Source organism: Rhodopirellula sp. MGV, assembly GCF_002251265.1.
Taxonomy (GTDB): Bacteria; Planctomycetota; Planctomycetia; order Pirellulales; family Pirellulaceae; genus Stieleria; species Stieleria baltica_A.
In genome coordinates this window covers 13,765-39,152 of the sequence record NZ_NPDI01000073.1, presented here as the reverse complement: position 1 = coordinate 39,152, position 25,388 = coordinate 13,765, and the positions used below count along the sequence as shown (strand labels likewise).

General features: G+C 55.6%; 15 protein-coding genes and 1 pseudogene. 11 read left to right on the top strand and 5 right to left on the bottom strand.

The window, feature by feature from the left end; all coding sequences use genetic code 11:
- The first annotated feature begins 210 nt into the window (after positions 1-210).
- From CGZ80_RS25235 to CGZ80_RS25225, 3 genes are all read left to right on the top strand, one after another.
- Positions 211-1,566: a DUF1598 domain-containing protein gene (locus tag CGZ80_RS25235; RefSeq protein ID WP_143544148.1), complete on the top strand. Its 1,356-nt coding sequence runs from the start codon at positions 211-213 to the stop codon at positions 1,564-1,566.
- Positions 1,567-1,780: 214 nt separating this feature from the next.
- Positions 1,781-2,086: a GNAT family N-acetyltransferase gene (locus CGZ80_RS25230; protein ID WP_094418459.1), complete on the top strand. Its 306-nt coding sequence runs from the start codon at positions 1,781-1,783 to the stop codon at positions 2,084-2,086.
- Entirely contained in the window at positions 2,014-2,274 is a 261-nt protein-coding gene (locus CGZ80_RS25225) for a GNAT family N-acetyltransferase (RefSeq protein WP_094418458.1), read from the top strand. Before CGZ80_RS25230 ends, CGZ80_RS25225 begins: the two co-directional genes overlap by 73 nt.
- A gap of 53 nt (positions 2,275-2,327) precedes the next feature.
- On the opposite strand, the pseudogene CGZ80_RS28870 reads toward CGZ80_RS25225, so the two are convergent.
- Positions 2,328-3,751 (bottom strand): annotated as a pseudogene (locus CGZ80_RS28870) (sigma-54-dependent transcriptional regulator).
- A 452-nt stretch (positions 3,752-4,203) separates the two neighbouring features.
- Between CGZ80_RS28870 and CGZ80_RS25215 the strand changes: the two are divergent.
- On the top strand, positions 4,204-5,361 hold the full coding sequence (locus CGZ80_RS25215) for a two-component system sensor histidine kinase NtrB (protein ID WP_094418457.1): 1,158 nt from the start codon (positions 4,204-4,206) through the stop codon (positions 5,359-5,361).
- A 6-nt stretch (positions 5,362-5,367) separates the two neighbouring features.
- Here CGZ80_RS25215 and CGZ80_RS25210 read toward each other — a convergent pair whose 3' ends face one another.
- Together CGZ80_RS25210 and CGZ80_RS25205 are read right to left on the bottom strand one after the other, a co-directional pair.
- Positions 5,368-6,711 carry a sigma-54-dependent transcriptional regulator gene (locus CGZ80_RS25210; protein WP_094418566.1) on the bottom strand — a complete coding sequence of 448 codons (1,344 nt, stop codon included), beginning with the start codon at positions 6,709-6,711 and terminating at the stop codon, positions 5,368-5,370.
- 10 nt (positions 6,712-6,721) lie between these two features.
- Positions 6,722-8,482 (bottom strand): ATP-binding protein, encoded by a 1,761-nt coding sequence (locus CGZ80_RS25205; RefSeq protein ID WP_158222847.1) that lies wholly within the window; start codon positions 8,480-8,482, stop codon positions 6,722-6,724.
- 307 nt (positions 8,483-8,789) lie between these two features.
- Here CGZ80_RS25205 and CGZ80_RS25200 point away from each other — a divergent pair, with 307 nt between their 5' ends.
- The 7 genes from CGZ80_RS25200 to CGZ80_RS25170 all read left to right on the top strand — a co-directional run bounded on the left by CGZ80_RS25200 (position 8,790) and on the right by CGZ80_RS25170 (position 21,399).
- Complete coding sequence (locus CGZ80_RS25200) at positions 8,790-9,878, top strand: AAA family ATPase (protein ID WP_094418455.1); 1,089 nt, start codon at positions 8,790-8,792, stop codon at positions 9,876-9,878.
- The gene (locus CGZ80_RS25195; protein WP_094418454.1) at positions 9,868-10,749 is read left to right on the top strand and encodes a DUF58 domain-containing protein; all 882 of its coding nucleotides are present in this window, start codon (positions 9,868-9,870) and stop codon (positions 10,747-10,749) included. The genes CGZ80_RS25200 and CGZ80_RS25195 overlap by 11 nt, the downstream gene beginning before the upstream one ends.
- 12 nt (positions 10,750-10,761) lie before the next feature.
- Positions 10,762-13,185 carry a BatA domain-containing protein gene (locus CGZ80_RS25190; RefSeq protein WP_094418453.1) on the top strand — a complete coding sequence of 808 codons (2,424 nt, stop codon included), beginning with the start codon at positions 10,762-10,764 and terminating at the stop codon, positions 13,183-13,185.
- On the top strand, positions 13,182-15,983 hold the full coding sequence (locus CGZ80_RS25185) for a hypothetical protein (RefSeq protein WP_094418452.1): 2,802 nt from the start codon (positions 13,182-13,184) through the stop codon (positions 15,981-15,983). Before CGZ80_RS25190 ends, CGZ80_RS25185 begins: the two co-directional genes overlap by 4 nt.
- Positions 15,984-16,086: 103 nt before the next feature.
- A complete protein-coding gene (locus CGZ80_RS25180) occupies positions 16,087-18,450 on the top strand; it encodes a polyketide synthase (protein ID WP_094418451.1) in 2,364 nt (787 codons plus the stop codon).
- Between the two features lie 16 nt (positions 18,451-18,466).
- Complete coding sequence (locus tag CGZ80_RS25175; RefSeq protein WP_233148660.1) at positions 18,467-20,242, top strand: hypothetical protein; 1,776 nt, start codon at positions 18,467-18,469, stop codon at positions 20,240-20,242.
- A gap of 131 nt (positions 20,243-20,373) precedes the next feature.
- Positions 20,374-21,399 (top strand): hypothetical protein, encoded by a 1,026-nt coding sequence (locus tag CGZ80_RS25170; RefSeq protein WP_233148684.1) that lies wholly within the window; start codon positions 20,374-20,376, stop codon positions 21,397-21,399.
- A 147-nt stretch (positions 21,400-21,546) separates the two neighbouring features.
- Here CGZ80_RS25170 and CGZ80_RS25165 read toward each other — a convergent pair whose 3' ends face one another.
- On the bottom strand, positions 21,547-22,836 hold the full coding sequence (locus CGZ80_RS25165; RefSeq protein ID WP_094418449.1) for a Gfo/Idh/MocA family protein: 1,290 nt from the start codon (positions 22,834-22,836) through the stop codon (positions 21,547-21,549).
- A gap of 117 nt (positions 22,837-22,953) precedes the next feature.
- On the bottom strand, positions 22,954-25,335 hold the full coding sequence (locus tag CGZ80_RS25160) for an ATP-dependent helicase (protein ID WP_094418448.1): 2,382 nt from the start codon (positions 25,333-25,335) through the stop codon (positions 22,954-22,956).
- Between the last annotated feature and the right edge of the window lie 53 nt (positions 25,336-25,388).

Here is a 25,388-nt window from a genome sequence, read left to right as displayed (position 1 = left end):
GCAAACGTTATCAGCGGAATAGTCCGCCATTTTGGTTTGGGCAAACCGCTGATCGGCGCGAGGGTCGAGCTTGCGAGCAATTTCCGTGGTAATTATTCTTTACTGCAACTATCTTCCGCCTCCACTTTTGACTTTTCTGCCGCCTACTGGGACCAGTTTTCAATCTGGATTAGCGGCCTCAACCGAATTCCATCTCGGAGTATTTATTCGATGAAACTAAGCCATGCTCGACTGATGATCGCAGTCGCAATGAGCTGCCTAGTCACGGTCGCAACGCTGTCAACGGCTGGATTCAATGGTGGCGGCGGCGGTAACCGTGTCGGTGGTGTTTCGATCGATCCGGCGGGGGTCGTAAGGACCGCGACGGTGGACGAGAACCAAGAGCTGGTCAATTTGCTGCGGAACGAAGTCGGTGTCGCACAAGGTGATCTGGCCTCAGCTGCCGATCGCCGCATGGTCTCGTTGGCCGGTTTGCAACGGGCGATTGAGCAGTCGCGTCAGTCAGGCGGACGCTTGCCAGCCGAAATTCGCTACTTGGCAGGATTGACCGGAATCGACTACGTCTTCGTTGACAAAGACAACAACGACATCGTGATCTCGGGGCCAGCGGAGCCTTGGACGATTTCTGAGACGGGCAGCATTGTCGGCAAAGAAAGTGGTGCCGCGATTTTGCAATTGGAAGACTTGGTCGTTGCCCTCCGCAATGTCGAAAACGCTCGCCAAGCAAGCATCAGCTGCTCGATCGAATCGACTCCAGAAGGCCGCAAACGATTCATGGCCCTGCAAAACCGTATGCGACTTCGCCCTGGCCAAAACCCAGCCGTTTTCGAAGCGGCAATGAAAGAAGCACTCGGCCCGCAGGTCATTAAACTAACCGGGATTCCCGCGACCAGCCGCTACGCTTGCACGATGGTCGCAGCGGACTATCAAATGAAACGCCTGGCGATGGCCTTGGTTGATTCTCCAGTTCGCGAATTGCCAAGCTACCTGCAGATGGCTCGCAACGGTTCGCACGCAGGCAACCGCAACCCACGCTGGTGGATGGCATGTGATTACGACAGCCTGACCCGCAACGAAGAAGGCACCGTTTGGAAGCTGACCGGCCAAGGAATCAAAACGAAGACCGAGCAAGACGTCATTGCCGAAGACGGTTCGACGTCGTCCGAAGCGAGCGATAAGTTGGCACAAAAGTGGGCCGATTCGATGACCGAGCATTTCACCGATTTGGCGTCCAAGATGCCAATCTTCGGTGAACTTCAAAACTTGATGGACCTGACCGTTGTGTCGACACTGATCGTTCAAGAAAACCTCGAGCATCACGCTGGACTGGATTTGGCTGTGCTGCGTGACCAAGAAACCTTGGCACCGCAAATGTTCGAAGCTCCTCAAAAGATCGCACCTGAATGCAGCTTCATCAAAGGCCGCAGCGGGTGGGTTGTGACTGCATCTGGCGGCGTTTCGGTTGACGCATTCCCAGTCGTTCACGATCAAAAAGTTGACGCCGAATTGGATGGGCAATTGGTTGCCGCAAAGTCGGACGCATGGTGGTGGAACGACGCCCGCTAAGGTGACGCCGTAGGACGCGTCCTTGCGACGCTTCAATCGAGATCAACGCTAAAGCCTCAACTTCGGTTGGGGCTTTTTCTATTCCGGTATCGGTGATTGCGAGTGTACTTGTTTGACCTAGCCGCAAATCACTTCAGGACGGATTTACGATTCGCTATCATCCCGCAAATCAAAGCACTCTCGATGAATCTTCGTCTCTACCGACCGTCCAACCATGACCGATATCCCGCTCCGCCGCGCGACAGAAAGCGACGCGGCCGCAATCGCTGACATCTACAACTACTCGGTCCTGAATTCGACAGCGACGTTTGATACCGAACCAAAAACGACAAGTGATCGCGAGCAATGGATTCGAGATCATGGTGACCGCTTTCCGGTGTTCGTTGCAGAAGCAGACGGAGTCGTCGTGGGGTGGGGGGCGCTCTCTTCGTGGGGAGACCGCAAGGCATGGCAGCGAACTACCGAGCGTCGTTCTACGTCGCCGAAGGTTTCCAGGGACGTGGGATCGGTCGCCGATTGATGACTCGTCTGATCCAGACTGCGCGTGAGCTGGATTTCCATGTCTTGCTGGCGCTGATCGTTTCGGAAAGCGCCGCTTCGCAGCATGTCTGTCAATCGCTCGGGTTCGAGCTCTGCGGGACGATGCGCGAAGTCGGATTTAAATTCGATCGACCGCTTGATGTGTTGATCATGCAACAGATCCTGTAGCCGTTGATCTTTGGACCAGGCCGGCTTCCGTTCTGTTTCCCGAGTCGCGTGGCTCAGGACGCTTCAGCGGTTGCCGTGCTTTCCGATTCGTTGTTGGCAAAGCGTTCGAGCAACCGATACAGCTTGCGGCGATGGATGCCGAGTACACGTGCGGCTTTGGCTTTGTTGCCGTTTTGCAAATCCAAAACACGCAGGACATGATGTTTGGAAACATCGTCCAGCTTCAGCGAATTCGGCAAGGAGACCGTTTGGTCGGAGCTGGTGCCATTCGAGTCGGAGTGGTTGAGTGATCCGTTGCCGTGGTTCACTTCACCATCGAGGTCACGAATGACTTCTGAAGGCAGGTCATCAGGGGTGATTTCGTTGCCATCGGAAGAATCGTTGCCCGCTGTATGACGTTGATCAGCTGGCGAATGTTGCCGGGCCAGTAGTAGCGGTTTAGTGCTTCTCGGGCGGCATCATCGATGTGCCATGGAACAGGCAAGTGATGATCGATCAATCGGTCGATGTCGCCGGGGCGATCACGAAGCGGTGGCAGTTCAAGCGACAGAACGTTGATGCGGTAATAAAGGTCTTCGCGGAAGCGGCCTTGTTCGACGTCGTCCGCTAAGTTGCGGTTGGTCGCGGCGATGATTCGAACGTTCACGATCCGCTCTTTATGCGAACCGATCCGTCGCATCGATCCGTCTTCCAAGACGCGCAGTAATTTGGGTTGCAGCGACAACGGCAACTCGCCCAACTCGTCAATGAATAGCGTTCCGCCGTCAGCGATTTCGAACAGCCCGGGTTTATCGGCCGTGGCACCGGTGAAGGAGCCTTTTTGGTGGCCAAACAATTCACTTTCGACCAGCTGCTCGGGCAAGGCCGCGCAGTTGATGGTGACAAACGGTTTGTCGGCCAACGGGCTGTTTTGTTGGATCGCTCGCGCGACGACTTCCTTTCCCGTTCCGCTTTCGCCAAGGATCAGTACAGGTTTGTCGGTTGGGGCGACCTTGGTCACCATCTTGATGACCTGTTTCATCGATGGCGATTCGCCAACCATCTCGATCGCAGGTTTGCTCCGCGAGATGATCGCTTTGAGTTGTTGGTTCTCTCGTTTCAGCCGACCGCGGTCGCGAGCGAGCACGCAGTGGTGTTCGAGATCACCAAGCGAGCAGGGCTTGGTCAAGAAGTCACAGGCACCCATCTTCATCGCCGCCACGGCAGCTTCGATGGTGCCTTGCCCGGTCAGGATAATGACTTCCATTTCGAGCTTTTGTTGGACGACACGTTGCAGCAGTTCAATGCCACTCATTCCAGGCATGTTCATGTCGAACACGGCAACGTCAAAGCTTCTTTGCTCGCAGAGGCTAAGTGCATCGGCACCGCTCGCGGCAGTGCTGACGAGATGTCCTTTGCGTTGCATCCAGCGTGCGCAGGATTCGCGGATATCATCTTCGTCTTCGACGAGCAACAGTTTGATGGGCGACTCGGTCATCGTAGAAAAGGGAGACTGTGGAACCTTGAGTAAACGCTAGGCATAACACGCAAGGCGAATGCCGAAACAGGAAATGGCGTTTTTCCCCGTATTTTTCAGCAAGATTCAAAACTCGCGGCGTGCACCGATGCCCAGTTGTGCCGCACTGTCGCGCTTCGTGGGCGATTGCGATCACACCAAGCGAAGGAGCCCATTTTAGCATCATGGGAAAGCCGGCGGACGCACTGGGATTTTGGATCTCCCTTGCCGCATGTACATCGGCACGCTAGTGCAAAACACCACATCAATGTATTCATGGATCCTGCATTCAATCAATTAAATGCGGTGTCCTGCGACAGAATACACCGAGTGAAATCAAGTCCCCTGTGACAAGAAGCGGCAACTGTGACACACTGGATCACTTTTGTGAGTGAACATGATGATGAGTAGCAGTTTGAATTGGGGCCAAGTGAATGACCACTGATCTTCCTACCGAATCAGCCGGACGCCTGGCTCAGCTCGAAGCAATCTTGAACAATGCCGTCGACGCGATCATTACGATTGATCGCAAGGGCACGGTTCAGTCGGTCAATCCGGCAACGGAGACATTGTTTGGATATCGCGCCGACGAAATCGTTGGTCAAAACGTCTCCCTGTTGATGCCGGAGCCCGATCGGAGCCAGCATGATGGGTATTTGCAGCGTCACGAACGTACCGGTGAGAAGAGGATTATCGGGATCGGTCGCGAGGTCGATGGGCGTCGCAAGGACGGAACCGTATTTCCCGCACACCTTGCGGTGAGTGAATACAACGTGGGTGCGGATCGGTTTTATACCGGTGTCGTGCGCGACATCACGGATCTTCGTCAGGCACAGCTAGAACTTTCCAAGCTGAACAAAGAGCTTGAGCAGCGGGTCGAATTGAGATCCCAAGAGTTGCAGCGAACGCAGAGTGAGTTGGTCCGAAAAGAAAAGTTTGTGGCGATGGGGCGAGTGTCCGGCGGGATCGCTCATGAAATTCGCAATCCGTTGAACGTGCTCAAGAGTTCGGCGTATTTTCTTTTGAATGCGGAGCACGTCAGTGAGGAGAAACGCCGCGAACATTTACACCGAATCGAACGCCAAGTTGGTGTGATCGACGGAATCGTGACCGCGCTTTCCGAGTCATCGCTACTGCGAAGTTCGTCACGTGTGGCGACGGATATCGCCGCGATGGTTCGTGATGTCTTGGCGAGTGAATTCACATCGCTGGAGTCGATCGGTTTTGAGGTGCAGCATCACGGTGAACCTGCCGTCGCGATGGTCGATCAAGAGCAACTTCGAATTGTCGTCCGCAACATCGTCCGCAACGCTTGTGACGCGATGGCGGACGGAGGCACGGTGCAGGTCGCGACTCGGTCGCAAGACGGGATCGTGTGCATCACGATCGCGGACCAAGGTGAGGGCATTGCGGCCGAGAGGATTCAGCAGATTACTGAACCGTTCTATTCGACGAAGTCGCGAGGAATGGGCTTGGGGCTGTCGATTTGCAAATCGATCCTGGACAAGAATGAAGGCGTTTTGAATTTCGAAAGCGAACTCGGTCGCGGGACCGAGGTTCGAATTCAACTGCAAGCTGCGGAACAGGAGTAAGTTCGGCTACGCCGCTTTTTCTTCGGCAGAGTTCAGCTTGTTGTAAAGCGTCTTGACGCTGATCCCGAGTTCTTCGGCGGCGGCTTTTTTGTCGCCCCCGTTGCGTTCGATCGCGCGATCGATAGCCATCATTTCCATTTCGCGAATCGTCATCGGGCCGGATTCACGAATCTCATTTCGCAATTTACGTCGGCTGAAGTGTCTTGGCAGGCAGTCGGCATCGATCGGCAGTTTGTCACAAAGGATCGCCGCATGTTCCACCACGTTGGCTAGTTCGCGAACGTTCCCTGGCCATTTGTGGGCAAGTAGCTCGGTAGTGGCTTCGGCGGTAAAGCAATCGTTGTCATCGCAGTCGGAACGGTGGCGACGGAGCAGGTGTTCGGCGAGGGGCATGATGTCTTCGGTGCGTTCACGAAGCGACGGCACGTGAATTTCAAACGTGTTGATGCGGAACATCAAGTCTTCGCGGAATTGGTCCTCCTGAACCATCTTTTCTAGATCGCGGTGTGTCGCACAGATCACTCGGACATCGACTCGCTTTGATTGATTGCTGCCAAGTCGCCGAATGTCACCGGTTTCGAGGACACGCAATAGTTTGGCCTGCATCATCAGCGGCAGTTCGCCGATTTCGTCCAGGAAAATCGTCCCCCCATCGGCAACTTCAAACAGTCCGACGCGAGCGTTGTCGGCACCGGTAAAGGCGCCTTTGACGTGGCCAAACAATTCGCTTTCGATCAGGTTTTCAGGGAGCGCTCCGCAGTTGATGGAAACCATCGGTTCCCCAGCTCGCAAGCTGGCGTTGTGAACGGCGCGTGCAACGAGTTCCTTGCCGCAACCGGTTTCGCCGCGAATCATCACGGTGCTGTCCGTCGGGGCAACTTTCTTGATCACCTGGCGAACTTGATCCATTGCGGATCCGTTGCCGACGAGTTGCCCGTCACCATCGGTTTGGCGGACGCGATGTTCGAGAGCGGCCAGGCGGCGCGATCCGGCGAGGCGATGGTAGACCTCGCTAAGCAGTGACTTGATTTGTTTAAAGCTGCACGGTTTGGTCAGAAACGCAAAGACGTGGTTATCGATGGCGGTCAGGGCGGATTGCAGGTCGGGCTTGCCGGTGATCACGACCGCTTCGATGTCTGGGCGGATTTTCTTTGCGCGCTCGATGACTTCGGCACCTTTCATGCCGGGCATGTCCAGGTCGACAATCAGGCAATCGAAGGGTTCGCGTTCGAGCGCGGCGACAGCGGTCGGCCCGTCGGGGCAAACCACGACGCTGTGTCCCAGCTTTTCCAGCTGGTTTTTCATCAAGGTTTGCAGCGTCGTCTCGTCGTCGGCGTACAAGACGTGCATGGATTCACATTCAGGCGACTTTTTCGACATCTTTGCTTATCAGTTCGGAGTCTTCAGCGATCGTTTGGGCAAACGTCGACGTGGGGAGCGACGGCGTTCGAAGTGCTGTGGGAGAGACTTCTTTAGGAGCTTCGGTCGGCAACCGTAAGACCATTTTTGATCCGCAGCCTTCGCCGTCGCTGTAGGGGGTGAGCGCGCCGTGGTGCAGGGAAACGATGCGGGCACTAATGCTGAGCCCTAGGCCCGTTCCAGAGTTGTCACGACGCCGTGTAAAGAACGGTTCGAAAAGGTGGTCCATGACCTCTTGGCTCATGCCGCAGCCGTTGTCTTCGACCGAGATGATCGCGTTGCGGCGGTCGGTCAGCGGATCGAATTCCTGGCGAACATAGACGTCGACTTTGCCGGCGGTGTCTACCGATTCGAGGGCGTTGCTGACCAGGTTCAAAACCACTTGTTGGATCTCTTGTGCATTGCAGTACGCACGGACATCACCGGTAAGGTGCGTTTGGATGGTTTTGCATCGGTATTCGCCGACTTTGCCAACCAAGGCGACGACTCGTTCGACCAGTTCACCAATGTTTTCTGTGTCTCGGCTGCTGTCGCTCAGTTTCGAGAAGCTGAGCAGTCGCTTGGTGATCCCTTTGCAGCGGAACGCTTCCGACTGGATCAGTCCCAGGTTGGTACGCAATTCGGCGAGGAAGCTTTCGTCGACCGTCTCGCCGTCCTCTTCAGAGATTTCGTCGAGCGATTCTTCGAGGGCTTCAGCACTCCAGGCGATCGCGCCGAGGGGGTTGTTGATTTCGTGAGCTACTCCCGCGGCGAGGAATCCGACGCTGGCGAGTTGTTCGTTCTGAATCGCTTCGCGGGTGCGCTCGCGGACTTCCTGTTCGGCGCGTTTCCAGGCCAGCGTCGCATTCGCAACCGCATTATTAAAACCGTCCGTGATCTCGTTGATCGTGTCGGCCATCAGGCCGATTTCGTCATTGGTACCGAGCAGGATCTTGTGTTTGTGGTGTCCATTGGCGATCAGTTCGGACCCTTTGATGAGCGTTCGGAACGGGACGACGATCAACGTCCAGAAAAGCCAGGCCAGAAACAGCATGACCATGAATGCCGCGATCGTTAGGCCCCAGAACGTGTTTCGTTTCGCGCGATGCTCGTTGTCGACTTTCTCGCCAAACTGTTTGATCGCGCCTTGAACCGCTTCAAAATTCGTTGCGGTTAGCTGTTCCACCTGCTGCGTTTTCGCAGTCAAGTCGGCGCGAAAGAATGACAGTTCCAATTGATCTTGGAGTTGTTCGGATTGGTTCCAGTCGGTTTGGATGTCGGCGAGATGGCTTTCGATCGCGGCCAGATTCTTGAGTTGTTGATCGCGATCGATCAGGAGTTTGGCTTCGCTTTCGCCTTCGGATTGTTCGGAGATCTTTTTGCGATAGGTGGCGAGCGCGCGTTGCAACCGATCGAGGTCAAAGCTGATCGTTTCGCTGATGCGGCCCCAATCGGCCGGCAGTTCAAGGTGCAGCGGTTGATGGGGGCGAAGTTGTTTTTCGTTGCCGACGGTTTGTAGATCGTAGACCGAGCCTTTGAATTTTTCGGTCAGTCGGATCAGACCGTGCGCGAGATCGATTTCGTCGGCGAGAAGACCGATTTCATTTGCCAGGGTTCGGTCGCGAGACATTTGCGACCAACTGCTGAACACCAGGGTTGCGAAGGCGATCGCCAAGGCAGTTAACCCTGCGATCATCTTGGTTCTGATTTTCCACTTTCGCATCGTCCCTGTGCCTCGTGGTAACCGGTGCCCCGAAGAAAGCATTTGATACACCAGCAATCCTCGCTGGGATCATCGCGTGAAACACGACCCTGTCGACTGACAATAGGGTGGGCCTGAGTAAGGATCAAGGTCAGAATCGGTACACAACCGCCTGCAGATGGCGTCCCTTAGACCCCTTTTCAGGGTGCATTGGCGCACAAGCCGCTATATTCCCTCGGTTGCTGTGCTGGTATCCTGAAAAAGCTGGTATCCTAAAACAGCTTGGACAATTTGGGCGACCTGAACCCGCACAAGGAATACACACCAGATGTCGGTCGAAACAGCCGGTAACTCGGCAGAAAATGAAGGAACAGGGCAGGGCGAACTTTCGGCGGCGGATGCGTCTCGGCTCAATCAGGCCAAACAGCAAATCGGCGAGCAGCTCTCTAAAGTCATTGTCGGCCAACAAGAAGTAATCGACGAAATCATGATCGGGCTTTTCAGCCGCGGTCACGTGTTGCTCGAAGGCGTTCCCGGTTTGGCGAAGACGTTGATGATCAGCACGCTCGCACAGACGATGGACCTGTCGTTCTCACGGATTCAGTTCACGCCTGACTTGATGCCGGCGGATGTGACCGGGACGGAAATCATCGAAGAGGACCGTCACTCCGGACACCGCGCCTTCCGTTTTATGGAAGGCCCACTGTTTGCCAATATCATCCTGGCCGACGAGATCAACCGGACTCCACCAAAGACCCAAGCATCGTTGCTCGAAGCGATGCAGGAACGCCAAGTCACCGTCGGGCGGACGCGCCACCAGCTTCCCAACCCGTTCTTTGTGTTGGCGACACAAAACCCGATCGAACAAGAAGGCACCTACCCGCTGCCGGAAGCGCAACAAGACCGCTTCATGTTCAAGGTCTATGTGAAGTATCCGTCGTTCGACGAAGAGTTCGAAGTTGCGCGGCGAACGACCGGCAAAGACACCGGTGTTGTCGAAGCAGTTCTAAACGCCGAAGAAATCATTCGGTTGCAAAACTTAGTGCGTCAGGTTCCCGTCAGCGACCATGTCGTGCGTTTCGCGCTGTCACTGGTTCGGCAAACTCGCGTCGGTGACGAAGGCGTGCCGGACTTTGTCAATGAGTTGGTCGGTTGGGGGGCGGGCCCGCGAGCTGTGCAGTTCCTGATCCTGGGCGGCAAGGCACGGGCGTTGTTACAAGGCCGTTTCCATGTCTCGGTGGAAGACATCCAGCAACTCGCCAAACCTATTTTGCGTCACCGCATGGTCGTGAACTTCGCTGCCGAGAGTGACGGTGTGACCAGCGACGATGTGATTGACCGCATCGTTGCCGCGACCCCAACGACCGAAGACGAGTTATCACGCGATGCCCGATTCCAAAGAATTTTTGCGTCCTGAAGTCACGCAGCGCATCCGTCGGATGGAGATGACCGCACGACGTGTCGTCGAAGGTTTCTTGTCTGGCATGCACCGCAGCCCGTACTTCGGACAATCGATCGAGTTTCTGCAGCACCGTCAGTACCACCCCGGTGACGAGTTGCGACACATCGACTGGAAGGTGTACGCGCGCCAGGATCGGTTGCACATTAAACAGTACGAAGAGGAAACAAACCTCCGGTTGACGCTGTTGGTCGACCGCAGTGCCAGCATGGCGTATGGCGACGGCGATTCGAATAAGTTTGATTATTCGGCATCGATCGCAGCTTCACTCGCCTATTTGGCACTTCGCCAAAAAGACGCTTGCGGCTTAATCACGTTCGATACCGCGATGCGTGATAGCCTGCCCGCCAAAAGCAACCAACAACAGCTGCTGCGTATCTTGTCACTGCTCGATCAGGTCGGTGCGGATGGGCGGACAGACCTCGTGCAAGTTGCCAAGCAGGTCGGGCAAACGATTCCGCGGCGCGGTTTGATCGTGATTGTCTCGGATCTGTTAGGCGTCGATTCATTGGTCGAAGGAATGCGGGTATTGCGTGCCCGCGGCCACGACGTCGCGCTATTTCATGTGCTGCACGATGATGAAATCGATTTTCCGTTCAACGGCGCGACGCGTTTCGAAGGTTTAGAAAACGACGACATGCTGAATTGCAACCCGCGTGCGCTGCGTGAAGGATACTTGGCTGCACTCGAAGAATTCCTCACACAGACGCGACGTGCGTGCGGAAGGCTTTCGATCGATTACATCCAAGTGCGCACCAGTGAGCCGCTTGACGCGCTGTTGGCAAAATTTTTGTCGCACCGTTTGTCTCTTCCAAAACTGCGTCGGTAAGGAGGCCGGAGAGTGTTTTTATATCCTGCACTGCTGGCCGGTTTCGCATTCATCGCGGTCCCGCCGCTGGTCCACCTGATCAACATGCTGCGGCATCGACGTCAGCGTTGGGCGGCGATGGATTTCTTGTTGTCCAGTTATCGAAAGCAGAAAAAGTGGCTGCGACTGCGGCAGTTTCTGTTGCTGCTGGCGCGACTCGCAATCGCAACGGTTTTGATCGCGATGTTGTGCGGATGGACCGGAGGGCGTCAGTTGTTGGGCGTGCTCGGTGGCCAGACAACGCATCACATTGTGATTTTGGACGACAGCTACTCGATGGGCGACGTGAGTGGTTCGGGCGACCGAACGACCTACGACCGTGCACTCGAAGCACTCGCCCAATTGACCGAGCGATTGGCGGCAAGCGATGGCAATCATCAGTTGACAGTCATGCGAGCCAGTCGGGCGGCATTGGCCGTTCAGGCCGGAAACGAATCGGGTGACGCCGCGGCGGATTTGTCAGCGCAAACGATTACCAGCGACAGCAGTCTGATCGCTCGCGTGATCGCGACCAACGCTTCTGCGATACGAACCGACCTCGTCCCGGCAATCGACCTCGCCGCACAGTTGGCGGGCGGAATGGATTCGGACGAGCAGTACCTCTATATCGCAAGCGATTTTCGCTCTCGCGATTGGGCAAAGACCGAACGAATTGCCGAATCTTTGCGAGCGTTCGAAGTGGACGCGCAAGTACGTATGATTGATTGTGCGGCATCGCCCGAACGGAACTTAGCCGTTACACGCCTGGTTCCGGTTCAAGACGTCTGGGTTGCCGGCGTACCCGTCGTCGTTCGCGCGACGGTAAAAAACTTTTCCGATCTGGTGGTGCGAAACGTTACGCTGGCATGTCGGGTCATTCGGTACGGAGACGACGTGACAGGGATTGACCCGTCTCGGCAGGTCAGCGGCAATAGCGAATCACTGCCAAGCTTGGTGATCGAGTCGATTCCGCCAGGTGGAGAGATCACGAAAACGTTTCAGGTCTATATCAGCGAAACGGGGACGCACGCGATCGAAGTCGAGTTGCCCGTCGACGCGCTGCCGATTGACAACAAACGTGTCTGCACGTTGCCATTGTCCGACGCCGAACGCGTCCTGATTGTCGATGGCGATCCGGAAGAACGCGGCGCTTATACAGTCGCGGCTGTTCTCGATCCAGGCAGCCAAGTTCGTATCGGTGCGGTTCCCGATATCAAGCCGCCGGCATTTTTGCGTAGCGTGACAAAGGAAACGTTGACTGGATATCGGGCGGTTTACTTGATCAACCTGCCGGAAATCAGCGAGGCTGCCGCGATTGCGTTGGACGGATACGTTCGCGATGGTGGCGGATTGGCTTGGTTCCTCGGCGGCGATGTTCAAGGCGATCGGTACAACCAAACATTGCTCTCGCAAGGCCGTCGGTTGTTGCCGAGACCGCTGGATGAAATTGCCGAGCTCGAAATCGGCGGTGATCAGCAAACTGGTGACGTGTTATTTGGTGATGAAGACACGCTGTTTGATCCGCTCCGTGGTGCTGGCGATTCGGTGCTGTCGTTGATTGGGATCGAGCAGAGTTGGACGCTGGCCGCCGAGGAGCAACCATCGCTTGATGAAGCAGATCCCAATGCGTCTCGGTTTCGGACGGTCCTGAAACGACGCGACGGCGCACCCCTGGTGACGGAGCAGACGTTCGGGGCGGGAACGATCGTTACTGTTTTGACCGCCCCAGACGGAACGTGGACAAATTGGGCAGGTGACCCGACCTTTGTACCGTTCATGCTGCTGACCAATGCAAAGCTTTGGAGTGGTGCCTCAGCAGCGACGTCGCGATTGGTGACCGACCCGATTGAACACCGATTTATGACCCGAGATTTCTTTCCAGAAGTCAAACTCGCGTTGCCCGCACAAGCACCGCCACGAACGGTCGTCGAATTGAAAGCCGAGGCTGGCACCGATCCCAACGAGTTAGCTGTACTTTCGATTAAGCCAACCGAGATGCTGATTTCGGCCGCAATGGGAATCGACGAATACCTTCGTCCGGGATTGTTCGAGTGGGGCATCATGTCAACCGAAGGCACGCCATCGGTTCGTCCGGTCGCGAGCACCATCGCGGGTGGAGAAGGCGATCTGGCACGCGCCGATTTCGCCGAGATTCGCCAATCGCTCTTGCCAATCGAAATTCAATTCATCTCCGCCGACGATTGGCGAAACCAAAATCAGTACGCGGGTAATTCAGCATTCGGTCTCGCCATGTTGGTGTTGCTGGGCATACTGCTTGCTATCGAACAAACGCTCGCCTATCTGGCCAGCTATCACGCCAAAGGCATCGACAGTTCATCGCGCGGACCAGTCCCAGCAGGAGGCGCGGTGAGCAGTTTCGGGTTGGGATCCACGTCAACGGGAGGACGGGCGTCGTGAACGAAAAAGCCTCCGACCAAATAGTCTTCGAATTTGCCCGCGCCGCTTCGATCAACGGATGGTGGATCTGGGCGATCGTATTCGTCGGTTTTGCACTGATTGTTGCCGGTTGCGTGCGGTTTTATCGCCGTGATACGGTTGAACTTTCCAAGCCCGTTCGCTGGACGCTTGTCTTTTTGCGTTTGGTGACGATCGTCGGATTGATCTTCTTTTTCTTTGATCTACAGCGACGGACGCAACGCGAGATCGTCCGGCCAAGCGAAGTGGTCGTGCTGGTCGACACCAGTCAAAGCATGTCCTTGGCGGAATCAGAGCGTCCAGGAAGTGATAGTCGGATCGCAAGCGTCACGAAGTTGCTTGACGAAGGCAAGCTAAGCGAAAAGTTAGGCGACGAACACCGTGTCAGCGTTTACGGCTTTGGCGAAACACCCGAACCGGTATTGCTGGAAGCGCAAGGGATCGACGCGCCTGCGAAAATGGATCCCAACAGCAATAGCGACGATAGTGATGCGGGAACTGAAGGCAATGGGAATCGGTCGCTGACCGCATTGGTCGGTGCGGCGTTGATTGCGATCGCGTTGTTAGCGTCGCTTGCATCGCTAATTGCGGGTGCGTTCGGAAAGGTGTCCGCACCAACAGAATCGAAAAGCAGTTCTACCAGCCAGGGCTCAACAACAGTGGGCTGGTTATTAGCAGTCAGCGCCTGCTTGCTTTGTGTTGGGATTGTGCTTGTCGGCGGCGCTTACAGTGTTCGTACGCAGCAAACACTGGCGGGGATGCTGGGGATTTCGGACGAACAGGCATTGCCCGAAGATTCCACTCCATCGGACGACGAAACGGATGCACTGCCGGATTCGTTCAAGGTGCTCAACTGGAGCGAAGCGATCGCCGCGTCTGCCTCGCAGAGTCGGATTAGTGACGCGATTAGCAGTGTTTTGGCAAGCCACGACCCGACGACCTTGGCTGGGATCGTTCTTTTGTCTGATGGGCAAAACAATGGCGGGACCAATGTGGCTTCGGCGACATCAATGGCCAAGCGAAGCGAAATCGCCGTTTACCCGGTCGGACTTGGAAGTAGTGAAGCGCCAACCAACATTCGTATTGTCGATCTTGATGCCCCGAAGCGTGTTTATCCCGATGACAAATTCGCCGTCTCGGCGGTGTTGCAAGCGACCGGTGGTCGCGAACTTAAGATTGACGTGCAGCTGCTTGATGCCCTGGACAATTCAGAAGGCGACGATGCGGGGACCCTGCCCACAGAAGTTATCGATACTCGAAGTGTCACTTTGAACGGTGACGGCGGGTTGATTGGGGTCAAGTTTGAGTTGGAACCAGAGTCTGTTGGACGACGTCGTTTGGCTGTGCGTGTGGTCGCCCCGGCGAATGACCAGAACGAACTCGACAACGTCCGGGATGCCCGCTACGAAGTTGTCGCGCGGAAGTTACGTGTTTTGTTGGTGGCTGGCGGACCGACTCGCGAATATCGCTTCGTACGGAACTTGCTCTACCGTGAAAAATCGATCCGATTGGACGCTTGGTTGCAGTCGGGCCAACCGGGGATGAGCCAAGATGCGGACGCATTGGTCTCCGAATTCCCGGCGACTGCGGCGGAGTTGTTTGAATACGATGCGATCGCGATGTTCGATCCCGATTGGACTCAAATCACCGCCGAGCAACTCGAATTGTTGGACCGCTGGGTCGCATCGCAAGCGGGCGGGATGATTATCATCGGCGGTCCGGTTTATCATCCACGCTGGTTGCGGTTGCGTACCGATCCGCGTGTCTCACAGATCGCCGGCTTTTATCCGGTCACGTTTTCGACGCGTGGTCTGATTACCGGAAGCGGTCGTGAAGGTGGCGAGTCAGCGTGGGCGTTTGACTTTACAACCGAAGCCAGACGGGCGGAGTTCTTGTGGGTGACCGACGATCCGGCGGAAAGTTTCGAGGCCTGGGATTCATTCGGCGGAGTGTACGACTACGTCGGTGTCCGGTCGGCAAAACCGGTTGCAAAGGTCTATGCGTACTTCTCGGATCCCTCGACACGAATTTCAGATTCGCTGCCGGTCTATTTGGCCAGCCAGTTTTACGGTGCTGGTCGCGTTTACTTTCAAGGCAGCGGCGAGATGTGGCGATTGCGGCGAGAAAGTGTTGCGTACTTCGACAATTACTACACCAAGTTGATTCGATGGGTGAGCGAGGGACGCTTGCTGCGTGACAGCAATCGCGGGTTGTTGTTGGTAGATAACCAACGGGCAATGGTAGGCGATACGATTTCGGTTCGGGCCGTGTTGACCGACGAGCAGTTCGAACCGCTAACCGTGTCCGAAGTCAAAGCGACTTTGTTGACTCCTCAAGGGGCACCACAGGAAGTACGTCTAACTCCTGTGCAAGGTGAGACTCGTCCGGGAACCTATGACGGGCGTTTTGTTGTTCGCCAGCCAGGTGATCACGAGTTGCAATTAACCCTCGGTGATACGTTGGAAGCGGTTGAATTGCGACAGAACGTTGCGGTGCGGATGCCCACGATTGAATTGGAACGCCCTCAGCGAAACGACGAAGCGTTGGCGGAGCTTGCCAGCGCCACGGGGGGGCGATACTGGAAACTTGATGAACTCGAGAATCGTGAAACGTTGATTTCGCAGTTGACCGAAACGATCCGCCCACAACCACAATTGACAGTCTTGCCAGGGACTCCCGATTCGATGTTTGCGATGCGCCGCAACGCGGTGCTGATGTGGCTGCTCGCCAGCATGTTAACGATGGAATGGGTGATTCGCCGGTTGCACCGATTGGCCTGATCGGGTTCGACCATGACACCGCGATTGCCCGAATTTACTGATTGTTGAAATACACCAGCGCCGGTCTAACGGCGGCACCGAAACTAGAGAATTCGACTCGAACATGTTTGACCCAAAAGTCCAATCGCTGCTCGAATCATTGCGTCGACGAATCCGGCGATATGTGGTTTGGGATTCGCTGTTGGCGATGGCTGCGATTTTGCTCGCCGCCTTTTGGATCGGGCTGTTGATTGACTACGTCCCTGTCACGCTTGGCGGTGACGAGATGCCACGCTCGGCGAGGAGCGTGTTGGTGCTTGGGGTCGGATTGACGTTGTTGCTGGTGATGACGCGGATGCTGTTGTCACGGCTCAATCGCAGCTTGCCAGACGACAGCTTGGCGCTATTGGTCGAACGCCATCATCGATCCTTGGGCGGTCGCTTGGTCACCGCCGTGCAGCTTTCCAAGCCGGGTCGTGATGGCGATGCGCACTCGGCCGATTTGTTGGCGATGGTCTGCAAAGAAGCGGCCGCCGAAATTGATCGAGTGGACCCGAAACGTGTCTTCCGTTCAGAACCGTTGGTTCACAAAGCGTTGGTGGTCGGCCCGTTGTTGATCATGGTGATTGCGTTTGCCGTGTACAGTCCCAACGCGTTTGCGCGCGCTGCCGCAAGGTTGACATTGATGTCCGACGCCAAATGGCCGCGCAGGGCACACCTGGAAATGGTTGGTGTTGATGTGCCAACGATCTCGGCAGCCTCTACCGCGCCGGAAGAGATGAATCGTCTGGAGTTCACCGACGGTGTCGTGCGATTGCCAATCGGTAGCAATCCGACACTGCGAATTCAAGCAAACACCGAAGACTTTGAAGTCCCAAGCGTCTGTACCCTGTACTACCAAATGGAAAGCGGGACGCGTGGACAGTCCAACTTTCGTCGTGTGGGCAGAGAACGAGACGGATACCAGGCTTTTGTTCTCGATGGCCCGCCGCTAAGCAATCTGGGTGAATCGTTTACGTTTTCAGTACTCGGTCTCGACGACCGTCTCAATGATTTTCGTGTCGAAGCGGTACAGCCCCCAGCGATCGCCGAGATGAATGTCCGGGTACGCTATCCCGAGTACCTGCGGGAATCATCGACGCTTGGTACCGATGGCGAATTCGACGTTGAAACAGCCTATCAGGCAGGCCTGCGGATCAGCGAAGGCAGCGACGTGACGTTGGAAGCCGTCACCAGTTCGCCAATCGGCCATGTGGATGTGTCGCTGGAATATCAAGGACGAGAAACGCTCGCCCAATCGATCGAAGTCGCGAAGGATCGTCGGTCGTTTCGAGTGCATCTCGGCGAATTCCGCAATCCGACTGCGATCCGGCTGGTTCCGGCGAGCCCAGACGGAATCAGCGCTCAAGCCCCATTTCGCTACTTCGTCGGCGCGATTGTCGATGAACCACCCACCATCGATCTGAAACTTCGCGGGATTCAATCGGCGATCACCCCGATTGCATTGTTGCCGATTGAATGCCAAGTCAAAGACGACTATGGCGTCGATTCGCTGACCGCGCTGGTTGCTCGCAGTCCTGCCGACGACACAGAAAACGAGACGCCGGAATCGGGCGGAGCAACTGATGCAGCCGCGCCATTGTCAGTCAGCATGACGCCAGACCGTGATGGTAAATCCGATACCCAAGTCGACTTGCGGGAATTGACCAACTCAAAAACGATCGAGCCTCTCGTGCCAGGGCGCTCAATCAGTGTTTACGCAGAAGCGAAAGATCGTTTCAATTTAGATGGCACACATTTGACGACGAGTGAAGTCTTTCGACTACAGGTCGTCACGCCCGAAGAATTGCTGACATTGCTTGAGCGTCGAGAACTCGGACTTCGAACGCGTTTGGAGCAAACGGTGACAGAAACACAAGGCTTGCGGGATCAGCTAGCAAAATTCAAAGCCGACGGATTCGACGGCAAGGATGCATCAGACGGCGGCGAAGAAAACGCGGACGCTGATGGCGAACAAAGTCGATCGCGGGCATTGCAAATCATTCGACTGCGGTTGCAACAAAGCGGATTGCAAGCCACGAAGACGTCTCAGGAATTGGTCGGCATTGCCGAGTCGCTCGATGACTTGCTGCAGGAGATGGTCAACAATCGGATTGATTCGCAGGACCGACAGGAACGCTTGGGAAGCGGTGTTCGCGATCCCCTCCGAGCGACAGTCGATGGGGCGATGCAAGAGTTGATGGCAGCGATCAATGCGATCGAATTGACTGTCGAAGACGCACAAAAGGCAACGGATAATACCAATACAGCGATCGCGGCCGCAGATCGGGTTCTACTCGAATTGTCGGCTGTCCTTGAAAAGATGCTGGATTTGGAGAGCTATAATGAACTTTTGGACTTGGTCCGTGGTCTAATCCAAGACCAAGAAGCCTTGCAAGAAGAGACCAAGAAACAACGCAAGAACGCGATCAAGAGCCTGTTTGATTAACGATCTGGACAAAACTATGTCACAGCCCAATCGATTCCCCGGCGTCACACTGTGGTGTGCGATCCTATTTGTTTGGGGAATCCTCGTCGGCGGATCCACCGCTTGGGCACAGCAAACCGATTTGGCATCGCGGCAAAATGGTGTCGCCGATCGCTATCAGCGGTTAGAGGAATTGCTGCTTCGTTTGGCGGATGTCGAGGCGGCGGAAAACCCTGAGCGTGCGGCGCTGCTCCGACGCGCGGCAAAGGAATCCCGCGAAAAATTCGTCCTCCAACAGCTGCGTACTGCGAGTGACTCGCTTCGCAATGAAAAGTATTCCGACGCGATCAATAATCAGGATACCGCGACCAAAGGCTTGGGAGAAATCCTGAAACTGCTGACCAGTGAGGATCGAGCAAACCGCATTCGCGACGAAAAAGAACGCGTTGCGCAAATGATCAAAGATCTCAAGCGTATCGAGCGATCGCAGCGCAGCACCCGCGCCCGGACCGAAAACGGTGCGGACATGCAGCAGCTTGGCAAAGAACAAAAGTCACTGCGAGACCGCGGTGAAGATCTGCAGCGTGAGATGTCCGAGGAGAACGAATTCGACAACGCTGACTCGAGCGACAGCGAATCTTCCGACAGCGAATCCTCGGACAATAGTGCGGAAGAGAATTCGAACGACGAACAATCCGACGCATCAGGTGAAGAGTCGGGGGAGAAATCGCCATCCGAGAGCGAGCCCAAACCTGGCGAGGAGTCCGATCAAGATTCCTCTGGCGAACCGAAATCTTCTGAGAGTGATTCGAAGGATTTGGAACAGCAAAGTCAGCAAGGCGAGGAAGGACAGCAAGGCGAGCAGTCCAAGCAATCCCAGCAAGGCAAGCCGGGCCAACAAGGGGAGCAATCCCAGCAAGGTGAGAAAGGAGAGCAGGGCCAAGAGGGAGAGCAGGGCCAGCAGTCGCAACAAAGTCAGCAGTCGCCACAGCAGGCGGCCGAGCAAAAGTTGCAAGATGCGATTCAGAAGATGCGTCAGGCTGAGAAAGAACTTGAGGAAGCGAAGCGTGACGAGGCGGTTGAGCAGCAGATTGCGGCGGAGGAAAATTTGCGTCAGGCGATCGACCAGTTAGAGCAAATTTTGCGTCAACTTCGCGAAGAGGAGATGCAGAGGGAACTCGCTCGCCTGGAAAGTCGGTTGAAAAAGATGGCCGCGATGCAGTCAAAAGTGCTCGAAGATACCGCACAGCTTGCCGAAACACCCAAGTCGCAGCGAAACCGGCAAACCGATTTGCGTGCCGGCGATCTCTCGTTCGAGCAGAAAAAGATTACGGTCGAAGCGGACCGGGCAATGTTGCTCCTCCGGGAGGAGGGGTCAAGTGTTGCCTTTCCTGAGGTGGTCGAGCAGATCCGAAATGACAGTGATCGCATTGCCCAACGTTTAGGCAATTCTCAGATTGATGCCGTTACACAAGGCATTCAACAAGATGTCCTTGCTGCGATCGAAGAAATGATCACTGCCTTGCAGCAGGCTCAAAGAGACCTCGAAAAGCAAAAACAGCAAGAAGGTCAATCGGGTCAGCAGCAGGCAGGACAGCCCGGTGAACAGCCGCTTGTGGGGGCAATTTCCGAGCTGAAATTGATCCGCACCATGGAAAAACGGATCCAAACCACGACACAGCGCTATTCAGGGCTCCTACAATCAGATGAGACTTCGGCACAAGACTTGCTTCCGATGTTGAAAAACTTGTCCGAAAGGCAGGATCGGTTGTACAAAATAACACGCGACTTGCTGATGAGGCGCAATCAATAGTCGACTCCAACAAAGGCGGACTTATTGTGACGCAAAACCACGCGACAACGACGTCGCTCGCAGCTGACTCCCGATCGACTGTTCGGTCGCAGACCTTTGCTATTGCCCTTTGGTTCTTCCTTGTCGCCTGTGTGCTGTTGACTCACGTCGCGGCCGATGACGCCTTGCAGGACGAGAGTTCTTGGAAACCGCTCAATCATGACCAGATGGCGATGGTCCTTCGCCAATCGCTCGATGAGTACGGTGTGGTCCCTTCGGTTGTCGATCAGACCACCGTGGCTTTCATCGAAGACGTTAATCGTCGCCAGCTGGATCCCATGGACGCGTTTGTTTCCGCAATCGCCAGCCTGAACGACTCTGTCCGCTCGCTTATCGAGACGACAACGATCAATCCGATCGCGGCCGCGACGAGTATCGATCCGTCCGCCCCTCAATATGCAGCGATCGAGTCGTTACCGAAGCCGATTCGAATGACCGTTCGAACCTGGCTGGGACGTTCGCTTGTTCGTGGACGATTGTACGACGAAGCGTTGCCTGTGATCGCCGAAGTTGATGCGACTCAATCGATTGATCCGGCAAGCTCGTTGTTCTACCGAGCGACTTGCTACCACGCTTTGCTGATGAAGAAAGAAGCATTGGCCGATTTGCGAATGCTGCTCGATAACGAAGACGCTTGTCCGGTGCGGTTCACACGTGTTGCGAAATTGATGGTCGCAGATATCAAACCGCTCAAAGAAGACTCGCTCGATGAAATTGCTCGCCTGATGACCGACGTTTCGCGTCGACTGGACCTCGGACGCAGCGATGAAAAAGTCGACGGTCAAGAACAAAAAATCATCGACAAGCTGTCGAAGCTGATTGAAAAGCTGGAAGAGCAGCAACAACAACAACAACAGCAGCAACAACAACAACAACAGGGAAGCGGCCAGGGAGGAAGCTCCAAGGGCGGCCAGGAGTCGCCGATGCAAGACAGCCAAATCGCAGGTGGCTCGGGCGACGGAAACGTCAAGAAGAAAGATCTTGGGTCTGATCCCGGTTGGGGAAATCTTCCGCCTGCTGAGCGGAAAGAAGCCCTACAGAAAATCAGTCGTGATTTGCCGACCCACTATCGCGATGCGATCGAAGCTTACTTTCGCAAACGTGCGATTCAGGAATAGCGTCAGCGGCCTGTTGATCTCAGCGGCCGCTTGATCTTTGAGTTCGATCTCACCCCCTCTCGCTTTCCACAACGCCAAAGCAGCGGTAGAGAACGCTGCTTTGGCAGTGGCACGTTGACTTATCTTGTAAGTGTCACCTGCGTATTGCTAGCCAAGTTTCCATGGCGCGCGATAATCGTATTGCAGTAGCTCATTTGCCTCGTCGTCATTGATGAAACGTTCGGCTTGGGCATCCCACTCGAGTCGTCGTCCGACCGCGAGTGAGATATTTGCAATCAGGCTCATCGTGGTACTGCGATGGCCGATTTCAACATCCGCGTTGGGCAATTCACGACTTTTGATACAGTCCAAAAAGTTTCTGGCGTGATCTTGCGTGAGTAGAGCATTTCCGCCTGGAACGGATTTTTTCTGCGGCTTCATCCGCGGGCCACGGTCGGCGAATTGGCCGCCAGATTCTGGAACGATTTCATAGTCGCGCTCGCTGACATAGCAGGTGCCGTCGGTGCCGCGTAGTTCGATTTCGCCCTGTTGAATGGCTCGGTTGCCACTGGTTTCGTACTGACCAAAAATTGCCAGTCGTCCGGATTCGAATTCGAACGTCACTTGCATCGTATCGGGGATGGTGCGGTCGTCGTCGATCGCAAAGTTGCCGCCCATCGCACAAACCGATTTTGGGGCCTCATCGCCAGTGCACCAGCGAATCGCATCCAGGTAGTGCACGCCCCAGTTGCCCATTTGTGAAGAGTAGTTTTTCCACCAGCGGAATTTGTACGGCGCGATGTTGTCCTGATAGGGACGTTCGGGACGAGGGCCAAGCCACATGTTCCAGTCCAGCGTGCTCGGCGGATCGCTGGCAGCGAGTTTTCCGATGCCATCGGGGTACATGTTGCTGGTTCGAAACGCTCGGCTGACGCAGACCTTGCCGATCATGCCGTCTTGTACTTGGGGGGCGAGCTCGCGATAGAGCTTGCTGCTGCGGCGGTGCGTTCCGACTTGGACGATGCGATTGTTTCGGCGAGCCGCATTGACCATCGCGCGACCTTCGTTGACCGCGATCGAAAGCGGTTTTTCGCAGTAAACGTCTTTACCAGCGTCACATGCTGTGATGGTTTGAATCGCATGCCAGTGATCCGGTGTTGCGACAACAATTGCGTCGATGTCATCGCGATCGATCACTTGGCGAAAATCACGATAGGGTTTCGGCTTGCCGTCGAGCTTGTTGACTGCTTTGCCAAGTGTGTTTGAATCGACATCACAGACCGCAACGATTTCGCAGTCGCTATGTGGCAAGAACGCATCGATCAATTGCCCGCCGCGATTCGCGACACCGATCACGCCGACGCGGATCCGCTCACTGGCGGCGGCGGTCGAATGGTTGGCGGCAAGTGCGGCCGCGGCGGTGATCGTTCCGGTGGTGAATTGTCGTCGATTAGGCATCAGAGGCCTCCAGGTGGCGGGGATGGGTGGGATCCCTAATCATAGCCGCTCCTGGGTTGGCCGGTGGGCAGTCAGCAATCAGCCGGTGGACAAGCAGCCTGAACGCAGTGGTTGTCGCTAATCGGCGAGTTCGAGTGGCGCAAACGCGAGCCGGAAGCTGTGTTCGCCTTCATTAAACTCGACCCTTGCCATCCGTTTCGGGCCACGACCGCTGACAGCGGTGATGACTCCGACGCCGTAGTCGGAGTGGCGGACCCGAGTGCCTTCTTGGAAGGCGGTGATGGGCGGTCGGTTGAATGTCATCAAGTCGGCAGCCGTTTTCAGGGTTCCGATTTGCGGTACCGGATCGGATGCCTTCTCGGGCTCTGGCGGCGGGGAATCCAAGTCGACATCTTCGAACTGTGCGATGTCTTCTTTGGCGTGATCGTTGGCTCCGAAATCGAATGACGTATCGGCATCTTGATTGATTCCGTCTTGGTCGATTTGGATCGCGGGCATGTCCCAGTCCGATGGCGTGCTTTGATCGACGTCGTCCAGCCATGCGCCGCGCTGGACCGAATCGATTCGCTGCATCTCTTCCAGTGGCAGCTCGTTCAGAAATGGGCTCGGAATGACTGGGCGGAATTCGCCACGGATCATCCGGCGTTTACAGCAGCTGAGCTGAAGCGAGTACTCGGCACGGGTGATTCCGACAAACAGCAATCGACGTTCTTCTTCGAATTGCGAGTCATCGTCTTTGGAACGTTTGTGTGGCAGCAGGTCGTCTTCGACGCCAATGATATAAACGCGTGGAAATTCCAACCCCTTTGACGCGTGCAGCGTCATCAGCGTGACGCGTTCATCGGAATCGTCGAAGGCATCGGTGTCGCTGACCAAGGCGACTTGTTCCAAGAACGCATCCAGGGAACCATCATCGGGGTGGCGACGATCAAAATCCGCGGCCGCGGTTACCAGTTCGTCCACGTTGGCCAGTGGACTGACATCTTCGCCATCGGGGGCTGACTTTTCGAGATACTTGTCGTAGGCGCTTTCTTGCACGACGTAGCGGATCACTTCTTCCAGTGATGCGGTCGCTTTGGCAGCGATCTTGTCATACAGATCGACAAAGCGTTTGACCATGGTTTGGCTGCGTTTCGCGATCGAATCGACCTCGTCAACTCGGCGCGCAGCTTCCAACAGCGGGATCGAGTGGCGGTCTCCAAACGCCTGCAAACGTTCGACTGTCTTGGCACCGATCCCACGTGTTGGCGTGTTGATCACCCGCATCAACGCAACATCGTGGCTGGGGTTGTTGACCAAGTGCAGGTACGCCAAGATGTCTTTGATTTCTTTGCGCTGATAGAACTCGACACCGTTGATGATTTGGTAGGGCACGCCGCGTCCACGCAGCGCATGTTCGACTGATCGTGTGAGCGAGTTCATGCGACAGAAAATCGCGAAGTCGCTTGGCTTCGCCGTTTCGCTGGCGACCAAGTTCACGATGTCATCGGCAATGCTGTCAGCTTCTTCGAAACCGTCCGAGCAGAACTTCAATGTGACTGCGGGGCCTTCGTCGTTTTCGGTAAACAGGTCCTTTTGTTTGCGGCGGCGGTTGTGCCGAATCAGTTGGTCGGCTGCGCGAAGGATGTTCGGTGTGCTGCGGTAGTTCTGTTCCAGGCGAACGGTTTTGACGTTCGGATAGTCTTTCTCGAAATCCAGGATGTTGTTCAAGTCGGCGCCGCGCCAACCATAGATCGACTGGTCCGGGTCGCCGGTTACCGACAGATTCGGATGGTCGACAGAAAGTCCGCGGACGATCGCGTACTGTGCCAAGTTTGTGTCTTGGTACTCGTCGACCATGATGTACCGGAACCGCGCATCCAAGTCAGAACGCAGTTCCGGATTCATGCGCAACATCGTCGCGACGTGCAGCAGCAGGTCATCGAAGTCGACGGCGTTGGCGACCAAAAGCTGTTTTTGATAAACCGGATAGACCTGCGAAGCGACCTTTTCTTGTGGACTGACAATTTGGGTCTGCCAGACCTCAGGGGTGATCAGTTTGTTCTTCGCTTTGCTAATCAGGTTCGAGATCTGATCGGGTGACGCGTGCGAGGTCGATACGCCGGCCGCTTCGATTGCACGTTTCATCGCCTGCTTTGAATCAGACGTGTCATAGATCGAATAGTTCTCTTGCAGCCCAACCATCGGCGCATAGCGGCGGAGCAGTTGCGCGCAAAAACGGTGGAAGGTCCCCATCCAGACCTGTTTGCCTGGGGCCAGGGAATCGACCCGGGCCCGCATTTCGTCGGCAGCCTTGTTCGTAAACGTCAGTGCCGCAATTTGCCACTCGGGGATTCCCGATTCCAACAGATGGGCGACCCGGTGGGTCACCACACGAGTTTTGCCGCTACCCGGACCGGCCAGAATCAGCATCGGGCCATCAATATGGACAACCGCATTTTGCTGTTCGGGGGTGAGACGCTCCAGAAGACGCGAGTTTGAAGCGGGGGGCACATCCATGGGGCGACAAATTCAGAGCGAACGAGGAAAACGGTTTCGAGCCCCATCATACC

Bases quoted from the DNA above. Each gene is read 5' to 3' on its own strand.
- CGZ80_RS25235 (WP_143544148.1), top strand. From the start codon at position 211: ATGAAACTAAGCCATGCTCGACTGATGATCGCAGTCGCAATGAGCTGC.
- CGZ80_RS25230 (WP_094418459.1), top strand. From the start codon at position 1,781: ATGACCGATATCCCGCTCCGCCGCGCGACAGAAAGCGACGCGGCCGCA.
- CGZ80_RS25225 (WP_094418458.1), top strand. From the start codon at position 2,014: ATGGCAGCGAACTACCGAGCGTCGTTCTACGTCGCCGAAGGTTTCCAG.
- CGZ80_RS25215 (WP_094418457.1), top strand. From the start codon at position 4,204: ATGACCACTGATCTTCCTACCGAATCAGCCGGACGCCTGGCTCAGCTC.
- CGZ80_RS25210 (WP_094418566.1), bottom strand. From the start codon at position 6,711: ATGCACGTCTTGTACGCCGACGACGAGACGACGCTGCAAACCTTGATG.
- CGZ80_RS25205 (WP_158222847.1), bottom strand. From the start codon at position 8,482: ATGCGAAAGTGGAAAATCAGAACCAAGATGATCGCAGGGTTAACTGCC.
- CGZ80_RS25200 (WP_094418455.1), top strand. From the start codon at position 8,790: ATGTCGGTCGAAACAGCCGGTAACTCGGCAGAAAATGAAGGAACAGGG.
- CGZ80_RS25180 (WP_094418451.1), top strand. From the start codon at position 16,087: ATGTTTGACCCAAAAGTCCAATCGCTGCTCGAATCATTGCGTCGACGA.
- CGZ80_RS25175 (WP_233148660.1), top strand. From the start codon at position 18,467: ATGTCACAGCCCAATCGATTCCCCGGCGTCACACTGTGGTGTGCGATC.
- CGZ80_RS25165 (WP_094418449.1), bottom strand. From the start codon at position 22,836: ATGCCTAATCGACGACAATTCACCACCGGAACGATCACCGCCGCGGCC.
- CGZ80_RS25160 (WP_094418448.1), bottom strand. From the start codon at position 25,335: ATGGATGTGCCCCCCGCTTCAAACTCGCGTCTTCTGGAGCGTCTCACC.